Raw genomic sequence first — 13067 nt, forward strand, 5'->3', positions numbered from 1 at the left:
CCCACCTCAAACGGACCGTCAAGGCGTTAAGTGGCGGGTTGTTGACTGTGATAGTTTAGCATAAAGCACTCACAAATTCAGTACAAAAAACAAGGAAGCCCGAAATAATGTTCGGGCTTCCTTGTTCGACTCATTTCGTCAGTATCATTTCTTTTTCGACAAATTTCGTGTCGAACGCACCGTTACGGAAATGTTCGTGCGCCATGACTTGTTGATGGAACGGAATCGTCGTATGAATACCCGACACCGTGAACTCGTCAAGGGCACGGAGCATCTTCGCGATCGCTTCCTCGCGCGTAGGGGCGTGGACGATCAACTTCGCCACCATCGAGTCATAGAACGGCGGGATGACGGCACCTGCGAACAGTCCGCTGTCGACCCGCACACCCATTCCTCCTGGAACGATATATTGATCGATCTTGCCGGCCATCGGACGGAAGTCGGTGAACGGGTCTTCGGCGTTAATGCGGCATTCGATCGAGTGGCCGCTAAAGACGATATCGGCCTGTGAGATGGCGAGCGGATGCCCGAGCGCGACTTCAAGTTGCGCTTGGACGAGATCAAAGCCGGTGATCATCTCCGTGACCGGATGCTCGACTTGGATTCGCGTGTTCATTTCCATAAAGTAAAACTCGTTCGATTCAGGGACGTAAATAAATTCGATCGTCCCGGCGCTCGAGTATTGGATCGCTTTCGCCGCTTTGACGGCCGCTTCTCCCATCGCTTGGCGCGTCGCCTCGTCGATCGCAGGCGACGGGGCCTCCTCGATCAGTTTCTGCATCCGGCGTTGGATCGTGCAGTCCCGTTCTCCTAAATGAATGACGTTCCCATACTGGTCAGCGAGCACTTGCACCTCGACGTGACGGAACGATTCGATATATTTCTCTAAATAGACGTCGCCGTTCCCAAAAGCTTGTTTCGCTTCTTTACGGGTCGCGACGAGTCCTTTGATGAGCTCTTCTTCGTCGAAAGCGACACGAATCCCGCGTCCGCCGCCTCCGGCCGTCGCCTTGATGATGACCGGATAACCGATTTCTCGAGCGAGTTCAATCGCCTCATCATCCGTCACGACACCGCTCGATCCCGGGACGACAGGAACACCTGACTCGATCATCGTCCGCTTCGCTTCATCTTTAATGCCCATCTTCCGAATCGCATAGCTGCTCGGACCGACGAACTGGATCCCGCACGCTTCACTCATCTCGGCGAACTCGGCATTTTCTGCCAAAAATCCATACCCAGGATGGATCATCGTCGCATCGACCGCACAAGCGACCGACAAGATGTTCGGGATATTCAAATAAGAGTCTTTCGACGGGTTCGGCCCGATACAATACGCCTCGTCCGCGAGACGAACGTGCAACGACTCACGATCTGCCTCCGAAAAGACGGCGACTGTCGGGATATTCATTTCTTTGGCTGCCCGAATGATTCGTACCGCGATCTCGCCGCGGTTTGCAATGAGTAATTTCATAGCACCCTCACTTCACGCTAAAGAGCGCTTGGCCATATTCGACTAGATCGCCGTCGGCGACGAGGATTTCAACGACTTCCCCGCTGATTTCGGCCTCGACATCGTTGAACAGTTTCATCGCTTCTAATATACAGACGACCTGACCCGTCTCGACACGGTCGCCTACTTTGACGTACGAGTCTTTATCCGGGGCCGGGCGTGAATAAAACGTTCCGACCATCGGTGATGTGATGGTACGTAAGTTGCTCACTTCCGCTTGAGGCGCTTCGCTCTCTTCTACGGCTGGTGCAGATAACGGAGCAGTAATCGGTTGAGCAAGCGGTGTGCTCGCGACGATTTGCTGCGCCGTTTCTTTTTTTAATGACAGTTTGAACTCGGACGTCTCGAGCTCCATCTCATGGATAGACGTCTGGTCGAGCAGTTCAATCAGCTCTTTAATATGATCGATTTGCATGAAATAAACCCCCTATTTATACCTGGTACTAATCTCTACTCTACTATAACTGGTCAGACCAGTGAATGCAACGACAAAAAAAGTGCCCATTCGTTTGAATGGACACTGCTCGTATTACCCGTTATAACGTCCCATGAAGTCGCCGGTACGTGTGTCGACCGTCACTTTTTCACCTGGCTCGATGAAGAGCGGGACTTGAATGATATGGCCAGTTTCGACCGTAGCGTTCTTTTTGACGTTCGACGCCGTATCCCCTTTAACACCTGGGTCAGCTTCTGTGATCGTCAAGACGACCGTCGTCGGAAGTTCGATCCCGAGGATCTCACCGTTATAATCAGCGATGCTCACTTCCATGTTCTCGAGCATGAACGGAAGCGCCGCTTTCACTTGCTCGCCCGTCAATTCGAGCTGCTCATACGATTCCGTATCCATGAAGACGTACGTGTCGCCCATCGGATACAAATACTGCATTTTTTTACGTTCGATGTGGGCGCGTTCGACCCGCTCGCCGCCCCGGAACGTCGTCTCTTGAATCGCGCCAGAACGCAAGTTGCGCATTTTCGTACGAACGAACGCTGCGCCTTTACCTGGTTTGACGTGTTGGAACTCGATGACTTGCCAAATCGAACCATCTGATGTTTTGACTGTTAACCCTGTCTTTAAATCGTTTACTGATACCATAGTGATTTCCTCCTAAAAATGAGCTGAGACTCAAGCCTCGATCGTGATTAACTCTTTTGGCGACTGCGTGAGACGGACATTTCCATCCTTCGTGATGACGACATCATCCTCGATACGGCAGCCACCGATGCCGGCGATGTAGATCCCAGGCTCGATTGTGACGACCATCCCAGGTTCGAGCACCGTGTCAGACCGGAACGACAACCCTGGCGCCTCATGTACTTCCATTCCGAGTCCGTGACCGGTTGAGTGGCCGAAGTACTCGCCGTACCCGGCTTCTTTGATGACGTCACGCGTCAACGCGTCAGCCTCGATGCCAGTGATACCGGCCCGAGTCCCTTCCACGCCTGCCAGTTGGGCACGCAACACCGTGTCATAAATCTCGCGCAATTTGTCTGAGATCTCACCGACTGCGAGCGTACGCGTAATATCCGAACAGTACCCTTTGTAGTACGCTCCAAAGTCGAGCGTCACGAGTTCACCGGCTTCGATGACTTTGTCACTGGCCACACCGTGCGGCAATGCCGAACGATGACCAGAGGCGACGATCATATCGAATGAAGACGAATCCGCACCTTGGCCGCGCATAAACATCTCCAACTCATTGGCGACTTCTTTCTCAGTGCGTCCCGGGCGAATGAACGTCTGGATGTGGGCAAACGCCGCATCAGCAATCGCCGCAGCTTCCTTCATTATCTTAATCTCTGCCTCGTCCTTAATCAAGCGCAGCTTTTCCACGATCCCTGACGTCTCGACCAGTTCAGCCGCTACCTCTTTTTCATACGTCCGATACGTCCCGACCGTCATGTCATCTTGTTCGATTCCGAGACGCTTCACCCCTTCTCGGCTCGCGATGTCAGACACCGACTTGATGAGCGATGTTTCGAGCTCGATGATGTCATAACCGGTTACTTGGCTAGCTGCCTGCTCGGTATAGCGGAAGTCCGTGATGAAACTCGCCGCCTTCGCTGTGATCAAAATGACCCCACTCGACCCGGTAAACCCAGACAAGTAACGAATGTTCTCTCGTTTCGTCACGAGCAATCCATCGATCCCGTTCATTTCTAACTGAGCTTGTAGCTTGTTGACGCGTTCAATCATGTCGATTCCTCCAATGTTCGATGAGTGCATGCAACGCGAGCGTATAGCTCGTCAATCCGAAGCCGCTGATGACGCCGAGGCAGACACCGGCAAGTTTCGATTCGTGACGAAACGACTCACGGGCATGCACGTTCGAGATATGTACTTCGACGACCGGGGCTGAAATAGCGGCAATCGCGTCCCGCAATGCAATCGACGTATGCGTATACGCCCCGGCGTTCAAGATCACGCCCGCGTAATCATACGCCTCATGCAGCGCATCGATCAGCTCACCTTCATGATTGGACTGGATGAACGTGAGACGAACATCTCCCGGTGCTTCGAGCAACAGTTCTGCTGTCAAGCCTTTCAGCGAGACATCCCCGTACACATCCGGTTCCCGTTTACCTAGCAAGTTCAAATTCGGTCCATTCAAGACAAGTATATGCACAAGCCTTCCCCCTCATTCGTCAAGTCTTTCTTATTGTAACAAATTTATGCGAAGAGCGATAATTGCGTCACCTGAGGTTTCGTTTTTCGATCGAATCACGTTATAATTCAACTATATACTTGTCAGAATCGAGGAGAACCTATGAAAAATAAAAAGTTGATCCCCGTCGGCGGTCAAGCACTCGTCGAAGGCGTCATGTTCCAAGGACGCACCGAGAGCGCCTCGGCCATCCGGCGTAAAGACGGATCGATCGAGACGTTCAAACAGCCTCGACTCCTCGTCCCGTGGGTCCAATCGTTGAAAAAAGTCCCGTTCCTTCGTGGCATCGTCGCTTTATACGAGTCGTTAAAGAACGGCTCAGCCCACATGAACTTCGCGAGCGATCGCTATGACGTCGACCCGAGCGAAGACGTCACGGAGAAGCCAGAGCAAAAGCAAAACATCCTCATGGTCATCATGATCGCCATCGTCGGTGTCATTTCTTACATCTTCGGCAAATTGATCTTCAACGTCACCCCGGCGCTCCTTGCCGCTATGTTCCAAAACGTGCCCGCACTGTCCGGTCACGTGATTCAAAACCTGCTCGAAGGGGGAATTAAACTAGTATTACTGCTCAGCTACCTATACTTGATTTCATTGACCCCGCTCATCAGACGCGTCTTCCAATATCATGGCGCCGAGCATAAAGTTATCAACTGCTACGAATCCGGACGACCGATCACCGTTGATAACGTCCGTTCAAGCTCACGCCTCCACTATCGGTGTGGTTCAAGCTTCATCCTGTTCACCGTTTTTGTCGGCATCGGCGTCTATATGGTCGTCCCGATCGACCCACTTTGGGTCCGGCTCGTCAGCCGGATCGCACTGTTGCCGGTCGTCATCGGCATCTCGTTCGAGGTGCTTCAATTCACCAATCGCTTCCGGGAGCATCGGTTTTTATCCGTGCTCGGTAAACCAGGACTTTCATTGCAACTATTAACGACGCGAGAACCGAACGACGAGCAGATTCGCGTCGCCATCGAAGCGTTCGAGACGTGGGAACGTTCCGAACTCGGTCAACCGGACGTCCAAAGAGAGGGATAAAGAGGAGGAAAACACCATGATCAGACAAAGAATCGGCTCGACCGCGGCGACCATCGTGTTCATCTTAGGCTTCATCGGAGTCGGACATATGTTAGCGACCGATCCTGGTCGATTGTTCAGACAGCTACTCTTCATCGGTATTTTCGGGTTAATCTTTTACGTGATTTACCGGGTCTTCATGGCTCCTAAAATTTCGGCCGAGGACGTGCGTTACCGGAAGACCGCGCAAGCGTCGAAAAAACGGATGGCGCGACCGGGCAATAGCCCTAAAGTCAAACCGTCCGCAGCGGCCGCTAAGAAAAAGAACACCAAACCAGGCTCGAACGTCACCAAACTGTCGAAGCGCACGAGCGTCCATCGCAGCGACGCCCCTCACCTGACCGTCATCGAAGGGAAAAAAGGCAAGAAGAAAAAGAAAGCGAACATGTAAAAGGAGCGCCTCGAGAGGCGCTCCTTTTAGTCTGTCTCGACAAATCCGATATACGGTAAGTTGCGGTATTGTTCCGCGTAGTCGATGCCGTACCCGATGACGAACTCATCTGGAATCTCGAATCCGACATAATCCGCGTCAAGTTGGACGAGGCGACGGGCCGGTTTATCGAGCAACGTGCAAATTTTCAACTCTCCCGGTTGATGCAGCTTCATATGCTGACACAAAAACTTGAGCGTCTGGCCGGTATCGATGATGTCCTCGATAATGACGACATATTTCCCTTCGACGTCGAGGTCGAGGTCTTTCCGAAGTTGGACGTTCCCGCTCGAGACCGACTTTTTCCCGTAAGACGAAGTCGCGACCGTGTCCAGTTGGACGCTCCCTTTCATCTGTCGCATCAAATCAGCGGCGAACACGAGTGAACCTTTTAACACGGGGACGAGGACGATCGGCGTCCCGGCCGCATCACGTTCGATCTGTTCCGCGAGTTCAGCGACGCGCTGTTTAATCTGTGCTTCATCAAATAACTTCCCTTTGATTTGAATGTTCATTTGTCGGCGATTGTTCGCCGTCACCCCCTCATTTATCTATCCAGCAACCATTCTATCATACAATCACCCTAAAAATAGACTTTAATTCAATAAAACGATGTTAATGTTCGGCTTTCGCTTCGAATGCCTAAAAAAAGACCACCATCCGATTCAACGATCGGATCGCGGTCGATTTCACTCATCCCGTGTCATATTCAGTTCTTGAAACTGTCGAAACTGCTCCATCAGCTCAGGTTTGTCTTCGAAGAATTCGACGAATTGGGTCATGCAGTCGAGCGTGTTCGAGCTCAAATGATGTTCGATGCCTTCAACATCCTCATAGACGTGCGCTTCATCGACCCCGATCAGCCGTAGGAACGACTCGAGCATCGTATGCCGCTCGACGAGCCGCTTGCCGATTTTCTGCCCTTTATTCGTCAACATCAGGCCTCTGTATTTTTCATATACCAAATAACCTTCCCGGTCTAACTTTTGCACCATTTTCGTGACTGAGGAGGGATGCACCCCTAAATGTTCGGCGATATCAGATACACGAGCGTATCCTTTCTCGACCATCAGTAAGTAGATTCGTTCTAAGTAGTCTTCCATACTCGGTGTCGGCATGGGCGTAGCCTCCCCTTATGTTCCGTTCTCCAATCTCCATTTTAGCGTAACCCGTGTAAAACCGAAAGCAGAACGGGCAAATCGTCTAGTCAATCATTGTCTCATGACCTTAAATTCTTTATAATGAATGTTGGTGAAACTTAATAGAGAAAGGGAGAACATCAATGGGAATCGAAACAATCCTCGTCATCATCCTCTGGGCTGCGCTCATCGCATATATCGTCTGGCGCTTCATGCCGGCTCGTGGTTTGAAAAAAATGAAACAAGAAGAATTTCGCGCTTCGCTCCGCAAAGGACAATTGATCGACGTCCGTGAACCGAACGAGTACAAGGGAGGCCACATCATCGGGGCCCGTAATATCCCGGTCGGCCAGATGAAACTTCGAATGAAAGAGCTACGGAAAGATCAACCGATCCTCATGTACTGCCAAGGCAAGTCACGTACGAACCAGGCGGCCAAACTGCTCATGAAAAATGGCTACACCGACATCTATATGCTTGAAGGCGGATTTAAAAACTGGAAAGGGAAAGTCAAAAAAGACTGACCCTCACAAACAAGCGTTGCTCCAACATTCGTTGGGGCAACGCTTGTTTGATTGAACGTTCAAAAGAATTTAGCGATTGATTTCGGTGCTAAAACTTTCCCTACCGATTTGATTTCCTCATTGACGACGAGGCCAGGCGTGCTCATAATTCCATACGACATGATTTGCTCGATGTCCGTCACTTTTTCAACCGTCGCCGTCTTCCCAGTTAATCGTAGCGCTTCTACGACATTTTGCTCCAGCGTTTTGCAATTGCGACACCCGGTCCCTAAAATTTTTATGTTCATGTTCGACTCCTCCTCATAGTATAAAGTTGAATAAGTAACCAATTACCGTGATCCCTAACGTCACAATGACAAAGAAAATGATGACGAGCTCTTTCTTCAACACTCGGCTCAACAGTAGACCTTCAGGTACAGACAAAGCGACGGTCGACATCATGAACGCAAGAGCCGTTCCGATCGCCATTCCTTTCCCTACGAGCACTTCGATGACTGGCAACGTCCCGATCGCATTGGAATAGAGCGGGACCCCGATCAACGTTCCAACGATTGGGCCATACCAGTTATCTCCCCCTGCGACACGCATAATGAACTCGGCCGGGATGAACCCGTGAAACCCTGCCGCGATTGCAATCCCAATCAATAAATAAGGTCCCACTTTTTTCACGGTCTCATAGACGCCATTGAGCGCTGTCACTAAACGATCTGCTTGTGATAACTCAACCGTGACCGCGACTTGTTGACTTTTGATTTGATATACGTAGTCTTGCACATACTTTTCAAGATGTAACTTTTCAATTAGCAGGCCAGCGAACAATGCGACCATCACCCCTGCAAATACATATAAGAACGCGATCTTCCAACCGAACATCGAGATGAGAAGGACGATGGAAATTTCATTCACAATCGGTGACGTGATGAGAAACGTGAACGTCATTCCGAGCGGAATACCCGCTTCCACGAACCCGATGAAAAAGGGGATCGTCGAGCAGGAACAGTATGGTGACAAGACGCCTAGACCAGCGGCACCAATATATCCGCCAATTTTCCGCTTGCCACTCAAATAGTCGCGAACTTTTTCTACAGGGAAATAACTGCGAATATATCCGATCACAAAAATCATAATGCTCATCAGCACGGTTATTTTCACGACGTCCATCACGAAAAATTGTACAGCTTCACCGAAACGGCCACTTAGATCAAGGACGTCGTATGCGATAAAGTCTCCAATCCGATCAAACATGTTCACCCACTTCTTTCTCTGTCAATTGGAAAACGGTGTTCCGTCCCAAGCGTGTCGAGCGAATGACTTCACCACGCTCTAGCAAACGGAGGTGATGTGTCAACGTAGAGTTCGGCACCTCGAGCGCGCTCGACAGTTCACATAAGCACATCGGGGCTATGCCTAACAGGCGGACGATCTTTAACCGAGTTGGATCTGCCAGTCCTTTATGGAAGGCGGCTTGTCGCTCGAGCTCTCCCTCATCAAATTGACAGATACGTAAGGATTCGCGAAGTTCTTCGTCTGTTTTCAAAGTCCATTCCATCTTCATCACCTCCTCTTATATAACTAGTTTGCTAGTTATATAGTTTCAAGTCTACACACTTGTTCGACTATTCACATTTAAGACATTTTTTAGTTCATACAATCGTCACAACCACTCATCTTGGCACAAATCAAAAACCCGCTCGCGAATTGCGAGCGGGTTTTGGCTTAGTTGATTGACGATGGTTGGCGTCGCTCATACTTCAATACCGGCTTACGGGCAGCGAGCGTCTCGTCGAGTCGTTTGACGACCGTCGTGTGCGGCGCCGTCTGAACGATTTCCGGATTCTCTTCTGCCTCTTTGACGATTTGGAGCATCGCGTCACAGAACGCGTCGAGCGTCTCTTTCGATTCCGTCTCGGTCGGCTCGATCATGATGCACTCCTCGACGTTGAGCGGGAAGTAGATCGTCGGCGGATGGTATCCGAAGTCGAGCAATCGTTTGGCGATGTCGAGCGTACGGACACCGAGTGCTTTTTGACGTTTACCCGACAAGACGAATTCGTGCTTGCAGTACGTGTCGTACGGCACATCGAACGCGTCCTTCAAACGGGCGAACATGTAGTTGGCGTTCAACACTGCTTCGCGCGAGACACGCGTCAGCCCTTCGGCGCCCATCGTCTTAATGTAGCTGTAGGCGCGTACGTTGATGCCGAAGTTTCCATAGAACGGTTTGATGCGTCCGATCGACTGTGGGCGATCGTAATCGAGCGTAAAACCTGAATCCACTCTTTTTACGATCGGTGTCGGCAAGTACGGGATCAAGTCGCGCTTGACGCCGACCGGTCCCGAGCCCGGGCCGCCGCCGCCGTGCGGTCCTGTGAACGTCTTGTGCAAGTTCAAGTGGACGACGTCAAAGCCCATATCACCAGGACGGGCGATCCCTAGAATCGCGTTCGAGTTGGCCCCGTCGTAGTACAGTTTACCGCCTGCCTCATGGACGACTTTGGCAATTTCAAGGATGTCCGCCTCGAACAAACCGAGCGTGTTCGGGTTCGTGAGCATGAGTGCTGCCGTGTCGTCCCCGACTTTCGCCTTTAAGTCAGCGAGGTCGACAAGTCCCCGCTCATCCGATTTGACCGTGATCGTCTCGAATCCGGCGACGACGGCCGAGGCCGGGTTTGTTCCGTGCGCCGAGTCTGGGACGAGTACTTTCGTCCGATTCATATCGCCGTTATGCTGGTGGAACGCTTTGATCAACATGAGTCCGGTCCATTCCCCGTGGGCACCGGCTGCCGGTTGGAGCGTCACTTCGTCCATCCCTGTGATTTCAGCGAGCTGGTCTTGAAGGTCGACCATCATCTCGAGCGCCCCTTGCACCGATTCGATCGGTTGGAGCGGGTGGATGTGGGCGAACCCAGGCAGACGTGCCATATCTTCGTTCACTTTCGGGTTGTATTTCATCGTACATGATCCGAGCGGATAGAAGCCGGAATCGACACCATGGTTCCGCGTCGACAGCGACGTATAGTGACGAACGACATCTAGTTCCGACACTTCCGGCAGTTCGGCCGCCTCTTGACGAATCATCGACGCCGGTAACAGCGCCTCGATATCAACTTCTGGCACGGTCGGTGTCGGCAAGTTATAACCGGTCCGTCCGGCACGTGACACTTCAAAAATGAGCGTTTGTTCGTGTTGCATCAGTTCGTCCCCCCAACCACTTCAATAAATCCGTCAATCTCTTCTTTCGTGCGCAGTTCGGTCGCACATAGCAACATCTGTGTTTGACGATCAGCATCATACGTTCCGAGCGGCAATCCACCGATGATGCCATTGTCAAGCAAGCGGCGTGACACGGTTTCGGCATCGGTACCGAAATCGACGACGAACTCGTTGAACATCGGTCCTTCGTCGATGATCGGGTAACCGGCCGACTTCAGTGCTTCTTTCATATAGTGGGCCGTTTGAATGTTGCGGACGGCCATGTCACGAATCCCATATTTCCCGAGCGCGGACATCGTGATCGAGGCGGCGAGCGCATTGAGCGCCTGGTTCGAGCAGATGTTCGATGTCGCTTTATCGCGGCGGATATGCTGTTCCCGTGCCTGTAGCGTCAAGACGAAGCCGCGTTTCCCGTCCTCGTCGACCGTCTGACCGACGAGACGACCCGGCAGTTTACGCATGAGCGCCTTTTTGACGGCGAAGTAGCCACACGATGGACCACCGAAACTTTGCGGGATCCCGAACGGTTGGGCATCGCCGACCGTGATATCGGCCCCGAGCGCACCAGGAGACTCTAAAATACCGAGTGCGAGCGGGTTGCTCGATACGACAAAGAGCGCACCGGCATCATGGGCCGCTTTCGCGAGCGTCGCCAAGTCCTCGACGCGACCGTAGAAGTTCGGGTACTGAACGACGAGACACGAGGCGTCCGTCAAATCGACGTCCGTCAAATCCGTCACGCCGGCCGCAACATGCGTATATTCAACCGAAAGTCCCGGTCCATCCGCGTATGTGCGGATGACGTCTTTCGCTTCCGGGTGAACAGCACCGGAGACGATGACACGTTTCTTCTTCGTATGAGCGCTCGCGAGGTAAGTCGCTTCCGCGAGTGCGGTAATGCCGTCATACATCGACGAGTTGGCGACGTCCATCCCCGTCAGTTCACAAATCATCGTCTGGAACTCGAACATCGCTTGCAGTTCACCTTGTGAAATTTCAGGTTGATACGGCGTATACGCCGTGTAAAACTCAGAACGGAGCAACATATGGTTCATGACGCTTGGCGACAAGTGGTCGTACATGCCGGCTCCTAGAAAACTCGGATGTGATTTCGTGTGAAGGTTCTTCTCGGCAAGCTTCGTCATGTGGCGGACAAGATCGACTTCTGGGAGCGGAGCGCCGATGGCAGATAACGATGCCGTCTCCCGGAGCGTGGCCGGGATATCTTCAAGCAAATCTTCGATCGATTCGACACCGATCGTCTGGAGCATATCGCGTTCGTCTTGCTCGGTCATCGGTAAATAACGAAATTCCATTCTGTTCATTCTGAATCCCCCTGTATCATTTACGTTTATAGAACGGTGTCGGCACACGTTCGGCTTCTATTTGTTTGCCCCGAACTTCGACGATGAAGTTTGATTGTTCGACAAACCGGCGATCGATCCGGGCCCAAGCGATCGATTCGTTGACGGTCGGCGGCATCGTTCCCGTCGTGACGACGCCGATCGTCTCGCCGTCAAACAAGACGGGCGCACCTTGTCGGGCAATCCCGCGGCCGAGTAGCTTCAAGCCGATCAGACGGCGCGGAATATCTTCTTTTTGTTTGACGAGGGCATCTTTCCCGACGAAGTCGGTATCGAGCTTGACCGCAAAGTTCAAGTTGGCCTCGAACGGCGTCACCGTCTCGTCTAACTCATGCCCGTACAGCGGCAGACAAGCTTCAAAACGGAGCGTGTCACGTGAACCGAGCCCGCACGGCGTCACTTGTTCTGCTTCGAGCGCAGTCCAAATCTTCGCGACATCTTCGGCCCGGGCGTATACTTCGAACCCATCCTCACCTGTATAGCCACTCCGCGAGACGATTGCTGGTACACCGGCAACGTCGCCGCTCAAAAACCGGAAGAACTTGATCTCATGTAGCGGTAAGTCCGTGATTCGTCCGAGTACTGTTTCTGCAATCGGACCTTGGATCGCGATTTGACCGTACGCATCCGATTCATCAGTCACAGTGACGTCCCCTGATACGTATCGACGGACGTGGGCCACGTCTTTTTCAATATTCGAGGCGTTGACGACGAGCCAATACGCGTCTTCATCGAGCCGATAGACGAGCAGGTCGTCGACGACCCCGCCGTCAGGTAAACAAAACAAGTTGTATTGCGCTTGCCCGATATTCAGCTTCGAGACGTCATTCGTCACAAGACGTTGGACGTTTTCGAACGCGTCCGGACCTTCAATCCGAATTTCCCCCATGTGCGATACATCGAACATGCCAACCCGCTCCCGAACCGCTTGATGCTCTTCTTTGATTGACGAGAACATGATGGGCATCTCAAACCCCGCAAAATCCACCATCTTCGCCTTCGTAGAAATCAGGTCGTACAAAGGCGTACGTTTCAACGTTAACTTCTCCATAATATCCCCCAATCCCGAACGTAATTAATCCATTTGATGAAATATTTCGTTTTCTATTCCACTCTATCAATTTTTTGACGCGCT

At 52.0% G+C, this 13067-nt stretch carries 16 protein-coding genes; 3 read left to right on the plus strand and 13 right to left on the minus strand.

Going from position 1 to position 13067, the window contains the following annotated elements; genetic code table 11:
- Window positions 1-130: 130 nt before the first annotated feature.
- The 5 genes from accC to aroQ form a co-directional block, all read right to left on the minus strand.
- Window positions 131-1474, minus strand: coding sequence for an acetyl-CoA carboxylase biotin carboxylase subunit (accC, locus tag EVJ23_RS01110; protein ID WP_131463732.1), 1344 nt, complete (start codon window positions 1472-1474; stop codon window positions 131-133).
- Window positions 1475-1481: 7 nt separating this feature from the next.
- Window positions 1482-1928 carry an acetyl-CoA carboxylase biotin carboxyl carrier protein gene (gene accB, locus EVJ23_RS01115; protein WP_070327054.1) on the minus strand — a complete coding sequence of 149 codons (447 nt, stop codon included), beginning with the start codon at window positions 1926-1928 and terminating at the stop codon, window positions 1482-1484.
- A gap of 114 nt (window positions 1929-2042) precedes the next feature.
- Complete coding sequence (efp, locus tag EVJ23_RS01120) at window positions 2043-2609, minus strand: elongation factor P (protein ID WP_070327053.1); 567 nt, start codon at window positions 2607-2609, stop codon at window positions 2043-2045.
- Between the two features lie 30 nt (window positions 2610-2639).
- Complete coding sequence (locus EVJ23_RS01125; RefSeq protein WP_070327905.1) at window positions 2640-3707, minus strand: M24 family metallopeptidase; 1068 nt, start codon at window positions 3705-3707, stop codon at window positions 2640-2642.
- The gene (aroQ, locus tag EVJ23_RS01130) at window positions 3703-4140 is read right to left on the minus strand and encodes a type II 3-dehydroquinate dehydratase (RefSeq protein ID WP_131463734.1); all 438 of its coding nucleotides are present in this window, start codon (window positions 4138-4140) and stop codon (window positions 3703-3705) included. Before aroQ ends, EVJ23_RS01125 begins: the two co-directional genes overlap by 5 nt.
- A gap of 141 nt (window positions 4141-4281) precedes the next feature.
- Between aroQ and EVJ23_RS01135 the strand changes: the two genes are divergently transcribed.
- Window positions 4282-5223: a DUF1385 domain-containing protein gene (locus EVJ23_RS01135; RefSeq protein ID WP_071397716.1), complete on the plus strand. Its 942-nt coding sequence runs from the start codon at window positions 4282-4284 to the stop codon at window positions 5221-5223.
- 16 nt (window positions 5224-5239) lie between these two features.
- On the plus strand, window positions 5240-5653 hold the full coding sequence (locus tag EVJ23_RS01140; protein ID WP_016510385.1) for an SA1362 family protein: 414 nt from the start codon (window positions 5240-5242) through the stop codon (window positions 5651-5653).
- Window positions 5654-5679: 26 nt separating this feature from the next.
- On the opposite strand, the gene hpt is transcribed toward EVJ23_RS01140, so the two are convergent.
- Both hpt and mntR read right to left on the minus strand, forming a co-directional pair.
- Window positions 5680-6207, minus strand: coding sequence for a hypoxanthine phosphoribosyltransferase (gene hpt, locus EVJ23_RS01145; protein ID WP_070327050.1), 528 nt, complete (start codon window positions 6205-6207; stop codon window positions 5680-5682).
- A 174-nt stretch (window positions 6208-6381) separates the two neighbouring features.
- Window positions 6382-6810 (minus strand): transcriptional regulator MntR, encoded by a 429-nt coding sequence (mntR, locus tag EVJ23_RS01150; RefSeq protein ID WP_070327049.1) that lies wholly within the window; start codon window positions 6808-6810, stop codon window positions 6382-6384.
- 164 nt (window positions 6811-6974) lie between these two features.
- On the opposite strand from mntR, the gene EVJ23_RS01155 reads away from it, so the two are divergent.
- Window positions 6975-7355 (plus strand): rhodanese-like domain-containing protein, encoded by a 381-nt coding sequence (locus EVJ23_RS01155; RefSeq protein WP_016510373.1) that lies wholly within the window; start codon window positions 6975-6977, stop codon window positions 7353-7355.
- A 59-nt stretch (window positions 7356-7414) separates the two neighbouring features.
- On the opposite strand, the gene EVJ23_RS01160 is transcribed toward EVJ23_RS01155, so the two are convergent.
- The 6 genes from EVJ23_RS01160 to gcvT all read right to left on the minus strand — a co-directional run bounded on the left by EVJ23_RS01160 (window position 7415) and on the right by gcvT (window position 12983).
- Window positions 7415-7642, minus strand: a complete 228-nt coding sequence (locus EVJ23_RS01160; RefSeq protein WP_070327048.1) for a thioredoxin family protein — start codon at window positions 7640-7642, stop codon at window positions 7415-7417.
- A 13-nt stretch (window positions 7643-7655) separates the two neighbouring features.
- A complete protein-coding gene (locus tag EVJ23_RS01165) occupies window positions 7656-8600 on the minus strand; it encodes a permease (protein WP_131463736.1) in 945 nt (314 codons plus the stop codon).
- Entirely contained in the window at window positions 8593-8904 is a 312-nt protein-coding gene (locus EVJ23_RS01170; RefSeq protein WP_236633684.1) for an ArsR/SmtB family transcription factor, read from the minus strand. Before EVJ23_RS01170 ends, EVJ23_RS01165 begins: the two co-directional genes overlap by 8 nt.
- Before the next feature lie 167 nt (window positions 8905-9071).
- Window positions 9072-10547: an aminomethyl-transferring glycine dehydrogenase subunit GcvPB gene (gene gcvPB / locus EVJ23_RS01175; RefSeq protein WP_201739210.1), complete on the minus strand. Its 1476-nt coding sequence runs from the start codon at window positions 10545-10547 to the stop codon at window positions 9072-9074.
- Window positions 10547-11884, minus strand: coding sequence for an aminomethyl-transferring glycine dehydrogenase subunit GcvPA (gene gcvPA, locus EVJ23_RS01180; protein WP_131464900.1), 1338 nt, complete (start codon window positions 11882-11884; stop codon window positions 10547-10549). The genes gcvPB and gcvPA overlap by 1 nt, the downstream gene beginning before the upstream one ends.
- 25 nt (window positions 11885-11909) lie before the next feature.
- The gene (gene gcvT / locus EVJ23_RS01185; protein ID WP_070327044.1) at window positions 11910-12983 is read right to left on the minus strand and encodes a glycine cleavage system aminomethyltransferase GcvT; all 1074 of its coding nucleotides are present in this window, start codon (window positions 12981-12983) and stop codon (window positions 11910-11912) included.
- Window positions 12984-13067 lie beyond the last annotated feature (84 nt).

The sequence above is a fragment of the Exiguobacterium sp. SH1S1 genome (genome assembly GCF_004337245.1).
In the GTDB taxonomy this organism is placed as follows: domain Bacteria; phylum Bacillota; class Bacilli; order Exiguobacteriales; family Exiguobacteriaceae; genus Exiguobacterium; species Exiguobacterium aurantiacum_A.

Excerpts from the sequence above, each read along its gene's own strand:
- gcvPB (WP_201739210.1), bottom strand. The coding sequence starts at position 10,547 with ATGCAACACGAACAAACGCTCATTTTTGAAGTGTCACGTGCCGGACGG.
- hpt (WP_070327050.1), bottom strand. The coding sequence starts at position 6,207 with ATGAACATTCAAATCAAAGGGAAGTTATTTGATGAAGCACAGATTAAA.
- EVJ23_RS01160 (WP_070327048.1), bottom strand. The coding sequence starts at position 7,642 with ATGAACATAAAAATTTTAGGGACCGGGTGTCGCAATTGCAAAACGCTG.
- EVJ23_RS01170 (WP_236633684.1), bottom strand. The coding sequence starts at position 8,904 with ATGGAATGGACTTTGAAAACAGACGAAGAACTTCGCGAATCCTTACGT.
- gcvT (WP_070327044.1), bottom strand. The coding sequence starts at position 12,983 with ATGGAGAAGTTAACGTTGAAACGTACGCCTTTGTACGACCTGATTTCT.
- EVJ23_RS01135 (WP_071397716.1), top strand. The coding sequence starts at position 4,282 with ATGAAAAATAAAAAGTTGATCCCCGTCGGCGGTCAAGCACTCGTCGAA.
- mntR (WP_070327049.1), bottom strand. The coding sequence starts at position 6,810 with ATGCCGACACCGAGTATGGAAGACTACTTAGAACGAATCTACTTACTG.
- EVJ23_RS01140 (WP_016510385.1), top strand. The coding sequence starts at position 5,240 with ATGATCAGACAAAGAATCGGCTCGACCGCGGCGACCATCGTGTTCATC.
- accC (WP_131463732.1), bottom strand. The coding sequence starts at position 1,474 with ATGAAATTACTCATTGCAAACCGCGGCGAGATCGCGGTACGAATCATT.
- EVJ23_RS01155 (WP_016510373.1), top strand. The coding sequence starts at position 6,975 with ATGGGAATCGAAACAATCCTCGTCATCATCCTCTGGGCTGCGCTCATC.
- EVJ23_RS01165 (WP_131463736.1), bottom strand. The coding sequence starts at position 8,600 with ATGTTTGATCGGATTGGAGACTTTATCGCATACGACGTCCTTGATCTA.
- efp (WP_070327053.1), bottom strand. The coding sequence starts at position 2,609 with ATGGTATCAGTAAACGATTTAAAGACAGGGTTAACAGTCAAAACATCA.
- gcvPA (WP_131464900.1), bottom strand. The coding sequence starts at position 11,884 with ATGGAATTTCGTTATTTACCGATGACCGAGCAAGACGAACGCGATATG.
- accB (WP_070327054.1), bottom strand. The coding sequence starts at position 1,928 with ATGCAAATCGATCATATTAAAGAGCTGATTGAACTGCTCGACCAGACG.